The 16,071-nt window shown below is 66.2% G+C and carries 14 protein-coding genes; 5 read left to right on the top strand and 9 right to left on the bottom strand.

Features of this window, described 5'->3' with window-relative positions; all coding sequences use genetic code 11:
* The first annotated feature begins 143 nt into the window (after window positions 1-143).
* Window positions 144-536 (top strand): VOC family protein, encoded by a 393-nt coding sequence (locus tag VC212_RS13840; RefSeq protein ID WP_323526108.1) that lies wholly within the window; start codon window positions 144-146, stop codon window positions 534-536.
* 10 nt (window positions 537-546) lie between these two features.
* Here VC212_RS13840 and cls read toward each other — a convergent pair whose 3' ends face one another.
* Both cls and VC212_RS13830 read right to left on the bottom strand, forming a co-directional pair.
* Window positions 547-1,965: a cardiolipin synthase gene (cls, locus tag VC212_RS13835; RefSeq protein ID WP_323518709.1), complete on the bottom strand. Its 1,419-nt coding sequence runs from the start codon at window positions 1,963-1,965 to the stop codon at window positions 547-549.
* A gap of 13 nt (window positions 1,966-1,978) precedes the next feature.
* Window positions 1,979-3,289: a LysR family transcriptional regulator gene (locus tag VC212_RS13830; RefSeq protein ID WP_323526107.1), complete on the bottom strand. Its 1,311-nt coding sequence runs from the start codon at window positions 3,287-3,289 to the stop codon at window positions 1,979-1,981.
* Between the two features lie 101 nt (window positions 3,290-3,390).
* Here VC212_RS13830 and VC212_RS13825 point away from each other — a divergent pair, with 101 nt between their 5' ends.
* The 3 genes from VC212_RS13825 to VC212_RS13815 all read left to right on the top strand — a co-directional run bounded on the left by VC212_RS13825 (window position 3,391) and on the right by VC212_RS13815 (window position 6,694).
* Window positions 3,391-4,062: a 4-carboxy-4-hydroxy-2-oxoadipate aldolase/oxaloacetate decarboxylase gene (locus tag VC212_RS13825; protein ID WP_115554930.1), complete on the top strand. Its 672-nt coding sequence runs from the start codon at window positions 3,391-3,393 to the stop codon at window positions 4,060-4,062.
* On the top strand, window positions 4,055-5,110 hold the full coding sequence (locus tag VC212_RS13820; protein ID WP_323526105.1) for a 4-oxalomesaconate tautomerase: 1,056 nt from the start codon (window positions 4,055-4,057) through the stop codon (window positions 5,108-5,110). The genes VC212_RS13825 and VC212_RS13820 overlap by 8 nt, the downstream gene beginning before the upstream one ends.
* A 561-nt stretch (window positions 5,111-5,671) precedes the next feature.
* The gene (locus tag VC212_RS13815) at window positions 5,672-6,694 is read left to right on the top strand and encodes an amidohydrolase family protein (RefSeq protein WP_323526104.1); all 1,023 of its coding nucleotides are present in this window, start codon (window positions 5,672-5,674) and stop codon (window positions 6,692-6,694) included.
* A 331-nt stretch (window positions 6,695-7,025) separates the two neighbouring features.
* On the opposite strand, the gene rpmG is transcribed toward VC212_RS13815, so the two are convergent.
* The 4 genes from rpmG to VC212_RS13795 form a co-directional block, all read right to left on the bottom strand.
* A complete protein-coding gene (gene rpmG / locus VC212_RS13810; RefSeq protein WP_002809462.1) occupies window positions 7,026-7,193 on the bottom strand; it encodes a 50S ribosomal protein L33 in 168 nt (55 codons plus the stop codon).
* Window positions 7,194-7,206: 13 nt separating this feature from the next.
* Complete coding sequence (rpmB, locus tag VC212_RS13805) at window positions 7,207-7,443, bottom strand: 50S ribosomal protein L28 (protein WP_002809459.1); 237 nt, start codon at window positions 7,441-7,443, stop codon at window positions 7,207-7,209.
* Between the two features lie 260 nt (window positions 7,444-7,703).
* Complete coding sequence (locus tag VC212_RS13800) at window positions 7,704-8,351, bottom strand: cation transporter (protein WP_323526103.1); 648 nt, start codon at window positions 8,349-8,351, stop codon at window positions 7,704-7,706.
* Complete coding sequence (locus tag VC212_RS13795) at window positions 8,348-11,563, bottom strand: CusA/CzcA family heavy metal efflux RND transporter (protein ID WP_323526102.1); 3,216 nt, start codon at window positions 11,561-11,563, stop codon at window positions 8,348-8,350. The genes VC212_RS13800 and VC212_RS13795 overlap by 4 nt, the downstream gene beginning before the upstream one ends.
* 143 nt (window positions 11,564-11,706) lie before the next feature.
* On the opposite strand from VC212_RS13795, the gene VC212_RS13790 reads away from it, so the two are divergent.
* Window positions 11,707-11,979, top strand: coding sequence for a hypothetical protein (locus tag VC212_RS13790; protein WP_323526258.1), 273 nt, complete (start codon window positions 11,707-11,709; stop codon window positions 11,977-11,979).
* A 286-nt stretch (window positions 11,980-12,265) separates the two neighbouring features.
* Here the strand turns inward: VC212_RS13790 and VC212_RS13785 are convergent, their stop codons facing one another.
* From VC212_RS13785 to VC212_RS13775, 3 genes are all read right to left on the bottom strand, one after another.
* Window positions 12,266-13,537 carry an efflux RND transporter periplasmic adaptor subunit gene (locus tag VC212_RS13785; RefSeq protein WP_323526100.1) on the bottom strand — a complete coding sequence of 424 codons (1,272 nt, stop codon included), beginning with the start codon at window positions 13,535-13,537 and terminating at the stop codon, window positions 12,266-12,268.
* 233 nt (window positions 13,538-13,770) lie between these two features.
* Window positions 13,771-15,036 (bottom strand): TolC family protein, encoded by a 1,266-nt coding sequence (locus VC212_RS13780; protein ID WP_323526098.1) that lies wholly within the window; start codon window positions 15,034-15,036, stop codon window positions 13,771-13,773.
* Between the two features lie 56 nt (window positions 15,037-15,092).
* Window positions 15,093-15,476: a hypothetical protein gene (locus tag VC212_RS13775; RefSeq protein ID WP_161961720.1), complete on the bottom strand. Its 384-nt coding sequence runs from the start codon at window positions 15,474-15,476 to the stop codon at window positions 15,093-15,095.
* Window positions 15,477-16,071 lie beyond the last annotated feature (595 nt).

The following is a 16,071-nucleotide window of genomic DNA, read 5'->3' as shown; positions in this document are numbered from 1 at the left end:
CAGACCCCTCGGTCACCGCATCACCCTCTGCGAAGGCGCGTCGCCGCCGCCGCAAGGGTGGGAGCGGTTGGCATGCGTCCCGGCATCAGAAGCACGTACGATCAGCCGCGCACGCTCGGTAAATGCCACGGGAGGCCCACAGGATGTCCATCGCACTGGTCAGGTTCATCATCTATGTCCGCGACGTCGCTGCGGCCAAGGCGTTCTACCAGACCCACTTCGCGCTTCCGGTCATCGAGGAGATCGCCGATCAGTGGGTCGTCCTGGCGGCGGGCCAGATCGAACTGGCGCTGCACCTGATGGGTGACAGGTACCGACAGCAGCCGTCATCGCCCGCATCCGACGCGGCACCGACGGTCGGCTCGACCACCAAGTTGGTGTTCGCCATCACCTCCGATCTGGCCGCCCATCGCGAGCAACTGCGCAGCGCAGGCGTGCGTGTGGATGAACTCAAACGCTATGCGGGCTTCGCTTACCAGATGTACGACGGCCGCGACCCGGAGGGAAACGTGTTCCAGGTGATGCGCCTGGACTGAGCGCAGGCCACTACATCAACGCATCCGCCAGCCGCGCGATGCCCTCGCGACTGCGTCGCCAGGCCGGGCGCCGCCGCCACTGCTGCAGATCCAGCTGACGTGCGTTGGCCAGATAGTCCTGTTCGATCGCGCGCAACCGCTGCACCACGCCGGTGTCGTAGCACACCATGCCGATCTCGGCGTTGAGCGCGAACGAGCGGATATCCAGATTGATCGAGCCCACCAGCGCGATGTTTTCATCCATGCTCAGGTGCTTGGCATGCAGGAAGTGCGGGCGGTACAGCGCAATCTTCACCCCACAGCGCAGCAGTTCGTCGAAATACGCTTCCTGTGCCCACGCCGCCAGACGCTGATTGTTGCGCTCGGACAGGATCAGCTGCACATCCACGCCCGAGACCGCGGCGATGCGCAAGGCGCTCAGCAAGGCCTCGTCCGGCACGAAGTACGGCGTCACCAGTACCACTTTTCGTCGCGCCAGATGGATCACCGCATTGATCGCATCGCGCGCGTTCTCGAAGGGATACGCCGGCCCGCTGGGCAGTAACTGGGTGGCGATATTGGCCTCGCAGACCGGCGCATCCGGCCAGACATCCAGGCGTTGCCCGGTTTCGGTGAACCAGTCGCTGGCGAACACCGCTTCCAGATGATTGACCACCGGCCCGCGCACGCGCGCCACCAGCTCGCGATTGGGCACGCCGTCGATGAAGCCGGCGTCGGCCAGATTCTGCGAGCCGACAAAGCCCACCTGGTTGTCGATCACCGCAATCTTGCGGTGATTGCGCAGATCCATGCGCCCGCTGCGGCGCCAGCGCAACCCTCCGGGCAGCACCGCCAGCACCTCGATGCCGTCGGCCTGCAGCCGCTTGCGATAGCGGCGCAGGCCGCGCTTGGCGCCCACCGCATCGAGCAGCACGCGGCAGCGCACGCCGCGCGCGCTTGCCCGCTGCAGCGCTGCCACCACCGCATCGCCCACTGCATCGTCGAACATCAGGTAATACAGCAGATGCACGCGCTTTTCGGCCGCATCGATCGCGACGATCAACGCCTGCAGCGAGTACGCGTAGTCATCGAGCAATTCCACCGCATTGCCCAAGGTGGGCATGAAGTCGCCCTGCCGTTCGATCAGCGGCACCACCTCGGCGCTGCTGGTATCGGGCGGCGGCGTCCAGCGCAGCGCATGCAACGGCAGCTGCTGTTCGCGAATCACCTGCGAGGCGGTGGCCTGCCGCTCCACGCGCAGCCGCGACAACCACGGGTGGCCAAGCAACAGATACAGCGGCAGGCCGACCACCGGCACAAAGCCGATCAGCAGCAACCAGCTGCGCGCCGCACCAGGCGTGGTGCGGGTGGGAATCCATAGCAGCGCGGCCAGGCGAATCACCCAGTCCAGCGCCAACAGCCAGGTCCCTTGCAACCAGTCGGGCAGCATCAGCGCTCCGTTCTCATGAGGAAGCCGATTCTGACCCGGCCGCGTGTAAACGCAACGACGCGGTCCCCACCGGTTGGATGCAATGGCGAAACGGGCCGGCATCTGCCGCTGCCGGATGCACGCGCTCGGCGCACACCTGCCGCAGCGTCTGCACGAAGGCGGTCTGCGCGCGCGTGGGATGCCAGTCGCTGCGCGTGGTCATGCCGATCTGCCGACGCAAACGCGGCCCGGCGCTGCCGATCTCGCGCAGCAGGCCGGCGCGGCGCTCGAACAGGAACTGGTCGCGCGACATCAGGGTCAGCCAATCGTCTTCCAGCAACAGGCCGCGCACGGTCAGCTCGGCGCCGCATTCGATACGCAGCGGCGGCGGCTCCAGCTGCCGATCGCGGAACATACGTTCCCAGCGCTCGCGCACCGGCGTGCCCGCCGCGGCCATCACCCATGGGTAGTCGAGCAGCTGCGCGAACGCATACGCCGTTCCGGCCAACGGGTGCCCGCTGCGCGCCACGATCACCGGCTCGTCGTCGAACAGCGGCTCCTGCAGCACGTCGCGCACCGGCAGCGGGTCGCGTAACGCACCGATCAGCAAATCCAGCCCGCCCTCGCGCAGATGCGCCAGCAACTCCGCATACGGCCCTTCCACCACGCTGATGCTGGCGGCCGGGTGCGCACGCGCAAACCGCGCCAACGCCTGCGGCAACAGGATCGCCCGCGCCAACGGCATCACCCCCACCACCACCCGCCCGGCATGCTGCGAGCGCAGGGCGGCCACTTCGTCGAGCGCGGCGCGTACCTCCGCCAGCGCCAGCCGCACCTGCCGCAGCAACCGCTCCGCCACCGGCGTGGGCTGCATCGCCTTGCCGCGGCGCATGGTCAGCGGCACCTCGATCACATCGGCCAGCGCCTGCACCGCGCGGTAGACCGCCGGCTGCGACACGCCCAGCTGCACCCCCGCCAGCGAATAGCTGCCCGCCACATCCACCGCCACCAGCGCCTGCAGCTGGCCCAACGATACCCGTCGCTCCAGACCGGGGCGCGCCGGCAGCCGCAGCGCACGCCGCGCAACCAGGATGCCCCGGCCCAGATGCGCCAAGGCGCGCTCGATCCGCGGCACCACCAGCTGGGTAGCCTCGGTGGCGGCCATGCCGCCGGGCTGACGCTCGAACAGCCGCACGCCCAGTTGTTGTTCCAGGCGCGCGACCGCCTGGGTCAAGGCCGGCTGCGACAGATTCACCTGCGGCGCGGCCGCGCTGATGCTGCCCAGCCGGTGCACCACGACCAGGGCATACAGATGACGCAGGTTCGGCTCGGGCATCGGCAGCATGCTCTAACTATAAGCAAAATCAATACGCATACCTCAAATGAATCTTGAGCTGATTGACTCTCGCCGCTCAGACTCGGCGCAGTACTAACGAGGATGGATGGATGAGCCAGGTCGTCACCCAGATTGTGCGCACCCCGATCGCCCTCGTTGACGGGCTGGCACAGGCCGGCGTGGCCACCGCGCACGAGGCGCAGGGCCGCAGCGGTCTGCTGCACCACCGGCTGCGCCCGATCTACGCCGGCTGCCGCATCGCCGGCACCGCAGTCACGGTGTCGTTACCGCCCGGCGACAACTGGATGATGCATGTGGCCATCGAACAGTTACAGCCCGGCGACGTGCTGGTGGTGGCCCCCACCAGCGACTGCTGCGACGGCTACTTCGGCGATTTGCTGGCCACCTCGGCGCAGGCGCGCGGTTGCCGCGGGCTGATCATCGATGCCGGCGTGCGCGACGTGCGCGACCTCACCGCCATGCAGTTCCCCGCCTGGAGCCGCGCCATCTGCGCGCAGGGCACCATCAAGGAGACGCTGGGCTCGGTCAACGTACCGCTGGTCTGCGCCGGGCAACTGATCCAGCCCGGCGATGTGGTGGTGGCCGACGACGATGGCGTGTGCGTGGTGCCGCGCGCCACCGCGGCCGACGTGCTGGCCGAAGCGCAGGCCCGCGAAGCGCGCGAACTGATCAAGCGCGAACGTCTGGCGCGCGGCGAACTGGGCCTGGATATCTACGCCATGCGCGAGCGCCTGGCCGCCAAGGGTCTGCGCTATGTCTGAGCAGGTGCGCGCGATGTGGATGCGCGGCGGCACCTCCAAGGGCGGCTTTTTTCTGGCCGACGACTTGCCTGCCGACACTGCCGCACGCGATGCCTTGCTGCTGCGCGCCTACGGCTCGCCGGACCTGCGCCAGATCGACGGCATGGGCGGCGCTGACCCGCTCACCTCCAAGGTCGCGGTGGTGTCGCGTTCCACACGCACCGATGCCGATGTGGACTATTTGTTTTTGCAGGTGGCAGTCGAACAGGCGCAGGTCAGCGATGCGCAGAACTGCGGCAACATGCTGGCCGGCGTGGCGCCCTTCGCGCTGGAGCGCGGCCTACTGCCCACGCACGATGGGCAGACCGACGTGCGCATCTTCATGCGCAACACCGGCACCCTGGCAACGGCCACCGTGCACACGCCCGGCGGCCGGGTCACGTATGCGGGCGACGCGCGCATCGACGGCGTGCCGGGCACTGCCGCACCCATTGCATTGGCATTCGCCGAGATCGCAGGTTCTTCCTGCGGCGCGCTGTTGCCCACCGGGCGCGCCGTGGACCTGTTCGATGGCGTGGCGGTGACGCTGATCGACAACGGCATGCCGTGCGTGGTGCTGCGAGCCAACGACGTCGGGATCAGCGGGTATGAAGACCGTGCCACGCTGGATGCGGATGACGCACTCAAAGCGCGGCTGGAATCCATTCGCCTGCAGGCCGGCCCCTTGATGCAGTTGGGCGATGTCAGTGCAGCGACAGTGCCGAAGATGATGCTGGTGGCCGCACCGCGCAACGGTGGTGCGATTAGCGTGCGCTCGTTTATCCCGCACCGCTGCCATGCGTCGATCGGTGTGCTCGGCGCTGTCACCGTCGCCACCGCCTGCCTGCTGCCGGAGTCACCCACGCACGCGCTGGCGCAGCTGCCCGGCGGCAGCATCCAGCAGGTGGACGTGGAGCACCCCAGCGGCATGACCGGCTGCGTCATCGAACGCGATGCACATGGCGCGGTGGTGCGCGCCGCGGTGGTCAGGACGGCACGCAAATTGTTCGATGGGGTGTTGTTTGGGTGAGCACTGCCAGTCTCGGGCTGTGTTGCCAGCGTCAGGCTGGTTTGAGCAGGGGGATGGCGGCGTGCGCCCTGCACAGGTCCGATCGTCGATGGGCTGCACGGTGTCGTCTGCGTTGTCATGCGAGAGCGTGTGCTTGCGCCACTGCGGATCGCACATCGACGCAACGTCCCGTTGCGTATCGGCAACGCTTTGCCGGCCAGGAATATGCCAGGCAGGTGCGTGGCAGACGGGGAGCAGCACCTGCAGCGGATCGAATGCCGGTCGCGCCCGGGTGCGCTCCTACGTGGTGGGCGCGTCGGGCGGCCTGGGGTGCAGCTTGAAGCAGGAAACGATGCACCTGCAGCGGCATGCACGTACTGATGCAGTGCCGTCGGTTCGCCGCGCACCGCGAAAAACGCATTCCGGAGATGCCGTGGTGGATGGCGATAACGATGGCACACCCACTCAGCGACTGCGTGCGACTGGCGGCTGGGCAGACGCAGCAGTGGCTGCTGTCACACGCTGCACGCCTTCACCCGAACGCGTCCGACGGATCCGACCCGCACTTCAACGAGCATCGCCATGATCATCGACTGCCACGGCCATTACACCACCGCACCCGCTGCACACGATGCGTTTCGCAAGGCGCAGATTGCGCATTACACCGACGCAAGCGTGCCGGCACCGGTGTATCCGCACATTTCCGATGACCAGCTGCGCGACAGCATCGAGCAGCATCAATTGCGCCTGCTGCGCGAGCGCGGTGCGGACATGACGATTTTTTCGCCACGTGCCAGCACCATGGCGCACCACATCGGCGATGAAGCCGTGAGCCAGGTCTGGACGCGGCATTGCAATGACCTCATCGGCCGCGTGGTGCAGCTGTATCCGCACACCTTTATCGGCGTGTGCCAGCTGCCACAGTCGCCGGGGGTGTCGATCGCGCACTCGATCCAGGAGCTGGAACGTTGTGTCACCGAGCTCGGATTTGTCGGCTGCAATCTCAATCCAGACCCATCCGGTGGCCACTGGACCGGCCTGCCGTTGACCGATCGCGCCTGGTATCCATTCTTCGAAAAAATGGTCGAGCTGGATGTGCCAGCGATGGTGCACGTGTCGGGCAGTTGCAACTCAAATTTCCACGCCACCGGCGCGCATTACCTCAACGCCGACACCACTGCTTTCATGCAGTTTTTGGAAGGCGACCTGTTCGCCGATTTTCCGGAGCTGCGCTTCATCATCCCGCACGGCGGTGGCGCCGTTCCGTATCACTGGGGTCGCTTCCGCGGCCTGGCCGACATGTTGGGCAAACCGCCGTTATCCACGCACGTGATGCGCAACGTGTTCTTCGACACCTGCGTGTATCACCAACCCGGGATCGACCTGCTGTTCGAGGTGATCGACATCGACAACATCCTGTTCGGCTCGGAAATGGTCGGCGCGGTGCGTGGCATCGACCCGCAGACAGGTCACTATTTCGACGACACCAAACGCTATATCGATGCACTGGCAATCTCCGATGCAGACAAGCGCAAGGTCTTCGAAGGCAATGCACGGCGCGTGTATCCACGCCTGGACGCGCAATTGCGCGCACGTGGCCTATAGCTCTTCCTTCTCCCAGCGGGAGAAGGTGCCCCGAAGAAGCGGATGAGAGTGCGCCTCAGAGAGTGGTCACCGCCCGCGATATCAAACGCGTCACCACGCGCCTTCAGAAATGAAACGCCAACTGCTTCGCCCTTCACCCTCTGCCGCACAGGGAAGGGAGTGCAGCAAACCAAGCTGCATCCAACGTTGCAGGGCGCAACACAACCCTGTGCATCAACGTATGCCGATCAAACGCGTTGGGGCAGTCGAGAATGTCGCGATCGATTCCCCAAACGCAAACACCCGCCTTTCGGCGGGTGTTTGCTTGGATGCAGATCATGTAATCGGTGGATTACTTGATCTTGCCTTCCTTGTACATCACGTGCTTACGCACGACGGGGTCGTATTTCATCATTTCCATCTTCCCCGGAGTGTTTTTCTTGTTCTTATCCGTGGTGTAGAAGTGGCCGGTAGCGGCCGAGGAAATCATACGAATCTTGTCACGCTTGCCTTTTGCCATGACTGCTTACTCCTCAGACCTTTTCGCCGCGCGCACGCAGCTCTTTCAGAACGGCATCAATCCCGTTCTTGTCGATGGTGCGCAATGCATGCGCGGAGACACGGAGCTTCACCCAGCGGTTTTCGCTGGCGACCCAGAAACGGCGCTCGTGCAGGTTAGGCAGGAAGCGACGACGGGTTCTGTTGTTTGCGTGGGAGACGTTGTTACCCGTCTGCACACGCTTGCCGGACACTTGGCATACGCGGGACATTACGCACCTCGATAAATGAATTGCCACCCATAGCCTGGGGAGCGGCGGCCCCGACAGCATCAAGCTGCCACGCAACGTTGGGAATCAAGAACTTACGCTGGGAACGAGCCGGCAACCCCATCGCGCTGGGTGCCGCCATCCGGAGCGATCCGGGCACAGCGAGCCGCGCATTATGCACGGCAATTCCTTGTATCGCAAGCACTTACGGCGAGCCCGCTGACGCGGGCAACACCGTTACCCCGTGCGTGCGCAGGCGACGATCAGCCGCCCCCGGCCTGCGCCATCGCAGTGACCTGGCGCAACTCCGCCAGGGCTGCACGCGCCACCTGCCAGGCCGAGCGCAGGAACAGCAGCAGCAACGCCACCGCGATCACCAGGTCGGGCCAACCGCTGCCGAACGCCCACACCGCCGCACTGGCCGCCAGCACCGCAATGCCCTCGTAGACATCGTTGCGCGAGCAGGCCCAGGCCGACGCCAGATTGATGTCGCCGTTGCGGTACGGCCACAGCAGGCGCAGGCATGCCAGATTGGCGGCAAAGTTCAGCGCCGCCACCACGCCCATGCTCTGGAATAACGGCAGCTGCGGGTGAGCCAGTTTCCAGCCGATCTCCGCCGCCACCGCCAGCGCTGCCAGCAGGATCAACCCGGCCTTGAGCAAGGCCACCCGCGCCTTGGCCGCCAGGCTGGCACCCACCACCGCCAGGCTCAGTGCGTACGTCAGCGCATCGCCCAGATTATCCAGGCTGCCGGACAGCAGCGAGGCGGCGCCACTGTGCAGCGCACCTGCCAGCATCAGCGCAAAGGCGCCGACATTGATCGCCAACACCCACCAAAGCACGCGCCGCTGACGGGCCTGCATCGCTGCCACATCCAGTGTCTTGCCACAGCCGCAACAGGACTTGCTCATGCGCCGTCTCCGCGTGGCGTTGCCGCGACAACAGCTCTGGATCGCCCCGATCGCTCCCGATGCAGCCACCGATACAAGACCGGCAACACCAGCAAAGTGAGCAAGGTGGACGAGACGATGCCGCCGATCACCACTGTCGCCAGCGGACGCTGCACCTCTGCACCGGCGCCGACGTTGAAGGCCATCGGCACGAAGCCCAGCGCGGCAACCAGCGCGGTCATCAACACCGGCCGCAGGCGCGACAATGCACCTTCGCGCAGGGCCTGCTCCAACGGCATGCCGTCGGCGCGCAAGCCACGGATGAAGGCGATCATCACCAAGCCGTTGAGCACCGCCACGCCCGACAACGCGATGAAGCCGACACCGGCCGAGATCGACAACGCCAACCCACGCATGGCCAAGGCCACCACGCCACCGGTCAGCGCCAACGGCACGCCGCTGAACACCACCACCGCATCGCGCAACGAACCGAACGACCAGTACAACAGCGCGAAGATCAGCAACAAGGTGCCCGGCACCACCCAGGCCAGGCGCTGACCTGCAGAGATCAGTTGCTCGAAGGTGCCGCCGTAGCCGATCCAATAACCGGTGGGCAAGGCGACCTCCGCCTGCACACGCTGCTGCACCTCCGCCACGAAACCGCCCAGATCGCGGTCGCGCACGTTGGCGGTGATGACAATGCGGCGCTTGCCGTCTTCGCGATTGATCTGGTTCGGGCCGAGCACGGTCTCGATCTTGGCGACCTCACGTAGCGGCACGGTGGTCGGCTCGCCGCTGCGCCAGCCGGCCGCGCGGCTGGATTCGTCGGCATCGCCACGCTCGCCATCGCCGCGCAGCGGGATCGGCAGATCCGCCAAGGCGGCCGGGTCCTGACGCAGGCTCTCCGGCAGCCGTACCACGATGTCGAAACGGCGGTCGCCTTCGAACAATTGCCCGGCCTCCTGCCCGCCCACCGCAGCGGCCACGGTGTCCTGCACCACACCGGGATTGAGCCCGTAGCCGGCCAGTGCAGCGCGATCGGGCACCACCGCCAGCATCGGCAGACCGGTGGCCTGTTCCAGGCTGACGTCGGCTGCGCCGGGCACGCTGCTGGCGATCTCCTGCACGCGCTGCCCCACTTTCACCAGCGTGGCCAGATCGTCGCCGTAGACCTTGATCGCCACATCCGCACGCACGCCGGAAATCAGCTCGTTCATGCGCATCTGGATCGGCTGGGTGAACTCGTAGTTGTTGCCCGGCAGTTGTTTCACCGCCGCTTCGATCTCGGCCACCAACTGCGCCTTGGGCTTGCGCGGGTCCGGCCATTGCGCACGCGGATGCATGATCAAGAACGTGTCGGCCACCGATGGCGGCATCGGGTCGGTGGCCACTTCGGCGGTGCCGAGCTTGCCGAACACATGCGCCACTTCCGGAAATTGCTTGATGCGTTTTTCCAGGGTGGATTGCATGGTGATGGCTTGTTCCAGACTGGTGCCGGGAATGCGCAAGGCATGCAGAGCGACATCGCCTTCATCCAGATTGGGAATGAATTCGCTGCCCAGCCGTGTGGATAGCACCGCACACAGCGCCACCGTGACCAGCGCCGCAATGCCGACCCAGCGCCCGTGCCGCAGCGCGCGATCCAGCAAGGGCGCATACACACCGCGCGCCCAGCGCATTGCGCGGTTTTCATGCTCGGCCACCTTGCCGCCGAGCAGCAAGGCGATCGCCGCCGGCACGAAGGTCAGCGACAACAGCATCGCTCCGCTCAGCGCCAGCACCACGGTGATGGCCATCGGGTGGAACATCTTGCCTTCGATGCCGGTGAGCGCGAACACCGGCAGATACACCGCGGTGATGATGCCCAGGCCGAACAGGCTGGGACGGATCACCTCGGCGGTGGCCTCGGCGGTGAGCGCGAAGCGTTCGTCGCGATCGAGCACACGTCCAAGTCGCAGTTGCGCTTCGCCGAAGCGACGCAGGCAGTTCTCCACGATGATCACCGCACCATCGACGATCAAGCCGAAATCCAGCGCGCCCAGGCTCATCAGATTGCCGGACACGCCACCGCGCACCATGCCGGTGAGCGTGAACAACATCGCCAACGGAATCACCGCCGCGGTGATCAACGCCGCGCGCACATTGCCCATCAGCAGGAACAACACCACGACCACCAGCAAGGCGCCTTCGATCAAGTTCTTGGCGACGGTGACGATGGTGCGGTCGACCAACGCGGTGCGGTCGTACACCGGCACCGCCTGCACGCCGGCCGGCAAACTGGCGTTGGCCACTTTCAGGCGCTCGGCAGCGGCTTGCGACACGGTGCGGCTATTGGCACCGACCAGCATGAACACCGTGCCGAGTACTACTTCGGTGCCGTCCTGCGTGGCGGCCCCGGTGCGTAACTCGCGGCCTTCGCCGACCTGCGCCACATCGCGCACCCGGATCGGCACGCCTTCGCGGCGATCCAGCACGATTGCGCCGATCTGCGCGATGTCATCCACCTGCCCCGGCACGCGCACCAGAAACTGTTGCCCGTTGCGTTCGATGTAGCCGGCACCGATATTGCGATTATTCGCCTCTACCGCCTGCGCCACGTCATCCAGCGTAAAGCCCAACGCGACCAGACGCGCAGGATCGGGCGTGATATGGATCTGCCGCGCGTAGCCGCCGATGGTGTTGACCTCGGTGACGCCGGGCACATTGCGCAACTGCGGCCGCACCACCCAATCCTGCAGGGTGCGCAGATCGGTCGCCGTCCACGCCGTGCCATCGGGTTTGCGTGCATTGGGCTTGGCCTCCACGGTGTACATGAAGATCTCACCCAGGCCGGTGGCGATCGGCCCCAGTTGCGGCTCAAGCTCGGCCGGCAACTGCGATTTGACCTGCTGCAAACGCTCGGCCACCTGCTGCCGCGCAAAGTACAGATCGGTGCCATCGGCAAACACGGCGGTCACCTGCGACAAGCCATAGCGCGACAACGAGCGCGTCGACTCCAGCCCCGGCAATCCTGCCAGCACCGTCTCCAACGGAAACGTCACCCGCTGCTCGGACTCCAACGGCGAATACCCCGGCGCTGCAGTATTGACCTGCACCTGCACATTGGTGATGTCCGGCGTGGCATCGATCGGCAACCGCGAAAAACTCCACGCCCCGATCGCAATCAATACCCCGGTCAACGCCAGCATCAACCACCGCTGCGCGATCGCAAACCGAATGATGTTGGTCAGCATGACAGGCCCCTCCGTGCATTCCTGGCACCGCACTGCGCCGCGCGCCACCCTCGTGGTGCCACCGACCGACAGCGCGGCCTCCCTATCGCGGTGCGCCGCAGCACGCCAAACAAACACCCGTCCGCACACCAGCACCAAGGCTGTTGCTGTTGCTGTTGCTGTTGCTGTTGCTGTTGCTGGTGCTGTTGCTGGTGCTGTTGCTGTTGCTGTTGCTGTTGCTGGTGCTGTTGCTGGTGCTGGTGCTGGTGCTGGTGCTGTTGCTGGTGCTGGTGCTGGTGCTGGTGCTGGTGCTGTTGCTGTTGCTGTTGCTGGTGCTGGTGCTGGTGCTGTTTGCGTTTGGGGCCCCATACCGCAGCGGCAAGGCCTGCAGATACAACCCGCAGGGCGGCGCGCATGGATGCGCGACGTTTTTGTAAGGGACATGGATGTCCCTTACAAAAATTTCTGCCGGACTTGCGGACCCGCAGCGCCGCAGGCGCGGAGGGCGCGAGGACGGGGTGTGCTTTGTTTTGGTTACTTTGGTCAGCCTGCGGCTGCCGTAAAGCGCTTCTTGCACAAGCAAAGAAAAGTAACTCGCGCCCGACAGGGCGTGAAAGCCTTCGCTCTAACCTGAAAGGGCGCGAAAGCCTTGAATCTGGCATGCATCCGCGTCTCCGACACACGCTCCCACTCGACGACGCAATGCCGCCCACCGCAACGCGATCAATGATCATGCGATGCCCCCGACTTCTCGATGTCGGCCTTCACCAGATAACTCTGCTCCACCACCACCGTGTCGCCCGGCGACACGCCCGAAACCAGCTCCACCTGCCGCGCGTCGCGCGCGCCCAACGTCACCGGCCGCGCCTCGTACACATCGCCCACGCGCACGAACACCACATTCCAGTCGCGAAACTGCTGCAACGCTCCCACCGGCACCACCATCGCGGCCGGCTGCTGCGCGACCGTCACCCTCGCCTTCACCGCCGAGCCTGGTCGCCATGAGCCATCGGTATTGCGCAACACCGCGCGCGCCACCGTGCTCTGGCTGGCCGTGGCCGTGCCCGGCAACACGCGCTCCAGGACGGTTTGTGCCACCACGCCATCGCTGATGCGCGTCACCGTCACCGGCGCGCCGGCGGCGATATGCCCGGCGTCGGCGCCGAAGATGTGCAGATCCACCCACAGGCTCGACAGATCCGCGATCTCGAACAGCGATTGGCCCTCGCCCGCGTTGCTGCCCAGGCTGGCGTTACGCGCCAGCACGGTGCCGCTGATCGGTGCGGTGACCGAGTAGGTGGTCAGGCTGAGATTGCTCTCCACCGTGGCCAGCACCTGGCCCGCACGCACCTGATCGCCGACGTTGACGCGCAGGCTGCGTACCGGCCCGGGAAAGCGCGCAGTCGCCTGCGCCTGCGCACCTTCTGCCGGCGTCAGCAGGCCTTGCACTTCGTGCTGATCGGCGATGCTGCCGGCACCCACCGGCGCCATGCGGATACCGGCGTCCTGGGCAATCTTGGCGGCGATCGTGGTGCGGCCTTCGTAGCTCGAATAGGTCCAGCGATGCGTCTTGCCCTGCACGCTGGCGCGCACTTCCACATCGAACGAATGCGGCTCGCCTACTTCGCTGGCGGCCAGCAGACTTCCGTCGACCTGCGCACGCAGCGGATAGGTGTCGACCTTGCCCCCCAACCGCGTGGTCTTGACCTCCACGCTGCCGGCGCTGGCCGGCACTGGTTTGCCATCGCGATACAGCCAGGCCTGGAACGTCGGCGGGCGGCCATCTTCGGCAATCGCAAGCTCCACGCTGTCGCCGTCCTGGCTGAGCAGCCGGCCGCCGTGTTTGCCTTTGGCCTCGTCGGCGTGCTCGCCACCGCCGCCCTCTTCGGCATGGCCAGCCTCGCTGCCTGCATGGCCGTGTGCGTCTTCATCGGCGCGGCCGCAACCGCCGAGCAGCAGCGCCAGCAGCAGCGGTGCAAAAATGTATGGCGTCATCGAACGAGATCCTTTGGAATGCCGGCGCACTGCGCCGAGCGATGCAGCGAGTGAGATGCGGCGCGGCGTGTGCTGCGGCGGCGTGTACGTAGCAGTGCCCGCGTGAGTGGCATCTGCGGCATCTGCGGCGTCTGAGGCGTCTGAGGCGTCTGCGGTACAGGTTGCGGCTAGCGGTGTGGGCGAGATGGCGTGCAACGGTGTGTGCAACCGCGCGTGCACCTGGATGATCGTCGTCATGGAGTCGTCTCCGCCGTGACCACAAACGGTTGCCCGGTCAGCCGTTGGATTTCGATCAATGCGCTCTGCGCTTCCACTGCGGCAGCGAGTTGCTGCTGCCGTGCATCGCTGCGCTGCGCCTGCAGCTGCGCCCAATCCAGATAACTGGTGGCTCCGGCGCGGTAAGCGCGCTCTGCAGCGGTATCGGCGCGTGCCAGCGCGGGCAGCACCTCCTCGCGCATGCGCGCCACTTCCAGCTGGCCGGCGCGGTAACGCCCATGCGCATCGGCCAAGGTGGCGTAAAGCTGCAAGGCCTGCGATTGGCGTTCGATGTCCAGCAGCGACAGCTCGGCCTGCGCGGCGCGGATGTCCGGCTGCGCGCGACCGGCGCTGCCCAGTGCGAGCGACGCACTGCCGACCAGCGCGGTGGCGTTGTTGCCTTCGAGCCGGCGCACACCCACTTGCCAGTCCAGGTCCGGGCTGGCCTGGCTGCGGGCAAGCTGCAACCGCGCATCACGCAGGCGCTGCTCGTTGTTCAGGCGTGACAGCTCCGGCGTGCTGTCGAGTAACTGCGCCAGCACCTCGAACTCGGGAATAGCCGGCAGTTGCAAGGCATCGCCGCTGATCTGGTCGGCCTCGATGCTGCGCGCGCCCCATAGCAGCGCCAGTTGCCGACGTGCCGCGGCCAGTTCCAGCTGCGCGCGGTCGCGGTCCAGTTCCGCACGCGCCTGCAGGGCCTGTGCGGTGAGCAGGACCGATTCGGGCGATGCGCCGGCCTGCAACCGCTGGCGGGCGGCGGATACGGTGCGTTGGCGCTGCGCCAGGGTTTCCAGCGCGATGGTGTGGCGCTGGCGGGCGGCGGTGATGGCCAGATAGCGCCGCGCCACGTCGGCCAGCACGTCCAACCGCGCGATGGCACGTTGCGGGGCCAGCGCATCGATGCGCGCCTGCGCCAGGGTGCGGCGCGCATCCAGCTTGCCGCCGCGCTCGAGCACGCTGGCCAGGGTGACGGTGAGTTCTGCCTGGTCCAGCGCGCGGGTCGGCCCGCTGCCGAACACGTTTTCGATCTCCGCGCCGATGCGCAGCGGCGGGCGCAACGCATCGCGCTGCGCCTCGGCGGTGAGCACGGCCTGCTGGCCGTCGGCCAGACGTAGATCGGGGTGCTTGGCGGCGACGCGCGCGATGGCGTCGTCCAGGGTCAGCATAGTTTGGGGCGGTACGTCCTGCGCCATGGCGCACGGCACGACCGCGAGGGCGGCAAGTGCCGCCAGTCGCAACCACATGAGGGTATCTCCGCGAATCGGGATCGATGGACAGGCCGGCAGCCGCCGGCAAGGCATCAAGCCGCGATCGGGGGCCGCAGCAAGGTATCGATCAGATGCGAACGGTAGTCGGAGGTCAGCGCGGCCGGCTGCGCGTGTGCGCGCATCGGCAGTGGACCCCAGGAGATGGCAGGCAGCATCGCCGGGCTATGCCCATGGCAATAACCGCTGTGCATCAAGGCATGCAGCAGGCCGGCACCATCGCGCTCGCCGGCATCGTCTTCATCGGCGCCGTCATGGCCGTGCGGCGCGCTGTCGTCCAGATGCGCCTGGTCGTGCGCCAGCGCATGCACATCGCCCAGTGCACAGGCCACCGGCGCGACCAGCACGCCCATGACCAGCACTGCCAGCGCCATCAGGCGCAACAGAGGGTGCAATAAGCGGGCGCGTCGAAACAGCATGGCACGCAGCGTATCGGGGCCAGGGCAGTTACACAATCGCATCCGGGAGCGCAGTGGCCGGTCCGGATCGCAAGGCACTCACCGGCAACCGTCGTAGGAGCGGACCTGGCCGCGACGCGGTCCCGACCAATTCACAGCCACCGGAAGGAGGCGGATGGACCGTCGAGGCGGTGTGTCTGGTGTGCCAAATGGCCGATCAAGCGTTGCGGCGTTGAGGAAGTCGGGACGGCATCGCGGCCGGGGCCGCTCCTACGACAGCTTGGCTTCGGCAAAATCGGCTGGTCCTGCTGACTTGTAGGAGCGGACCTGGCCGCGACGCGGTCCCGACCAATTCACAGCCACCGGAAGGATGCGGATGGACCGTCGAGGCGGTGTGTCTGGTGTGCCAAATGACCGATCACGCGTTGCGGCGTTGAGGAAGTCGGGACGGCATCGCGGCCGGGGCCGCTCCTACGACAGCTTGGCTTTGGCAAAATCGGCTGGTCCTGCTGACTTGTAGGAGCGGACCTGGACGCGATGCGGTCCCGACCAATTCACAGCCACCGGAAGGAGGCGGATGGACCGTCGAGGCGGTGTGTCTGGTGTGCCAAATGGC

It is taken from the genome of Xanthomonas sp. WHRI 8932A (genome assembly GCF_035012785.1).
Taxonomy (GTDB): Bacteria; Pseudomonadota; Gammaproteobacteria; order Xanthomonadales; family Xanthomonadaceae; genus Xanthomonas.
The sequence above is the reverse complement of the archived record's forward strand: the minus strand, read 5'-3'. Positions and strand labels throughout refer to the sequence as shown.

Bases quoted from the DNA above. Each gene is read 5' to 3' on its own strand.
- VC212_RS13840 (WP_323526108.1), top strand. From the start codon at position 144: ATGTCCATCGCACTGGTCAGGTTCATCATCTATGTCCGCGACGTCGCT.
- cls (WP_323518709.1), bottom strand. From the start codon at position 1,965: ATGCTGCCCGACTGGTTGCAAGGGACCTGGCTGTTGGCGCTGGACTGG.
- VC212_RS13830 (WP_323526107.1), bottom strand. From the start codon at position 3,289: ATGCTGCCGATGCCCGAGCCGAACCTGCGTCATCTGTATGCCCTGGTC.
- VC212_RS13825 (WP_115554930.1), top strand. From the start codon at position 3,391: ATGAGCCAGGTCGTCACCCAGATTGTGCGCACCCCGATCGCCCTCGTT.
- VC212_RS13820 (WP_323526105.1), top strand. From the start codon at position 4,055: ATGTCTGAGCAGGTGCGCGCGATGTGGATGCGCGGCGGCACCTCCAAG.
- VC212_RS13815 (WP_323526104.1), top strand. From the start codon at position 5,672: ATGATCATCGACTGCCACGGCCATTACACCACCGCACCCGCTGCACAC.
- rpmG (WP_002809462.1), bottom strand. From the start codon at position 7,193: ATGGCAAAAGGCAAGCGTGACAAGATTCGTATGATTTCCTCGGCCGCT.
- rpmB (WP_002809459.1), bottom strand. From the start codon at position 7,443: ATGTCCCGCGTATGCCAAGTGTCCGGCAAGCGTGTGCAGACGGGTAAC.
- VC212_RS13800 (WP_323526103.1), bottom strand. From the start codon at position 8,351: ATGAGCAAGTCCTGTTGCGGCTGTGGCAAGACACTGGATGTGGCAGCG.
- VC212_RS13795 (WP_323526102.1), bottom strand. From the start codon at position 11,563: ATGCTGACCAACATCATTCGGTTTGCGATCGCGCAGCGGTGGTTGATG.
- VC212_RS13785 (WP_323526100.1), bottom strand. From the start codon at position 13,537: ATGACGCCATACATTTTTGCACCGCTGCTGCTGGCGCTGCTGCTCGGC.
- VC212_RS13780 (WP_323526098.1), bottom strand. From the start codon at position 15,036: ATGTGGTTGCGACTGGCGGCACTTGCCGCCCTCGCGGTCGTGCCGTGC.
- VC212_RS13775 (WP_161961720.1), bottom strand. From the start codon at position 15,476: ATGCTGTTTCGACGCGCCCGCTTATTGCACCCTCTGTTGCGCCTGATG.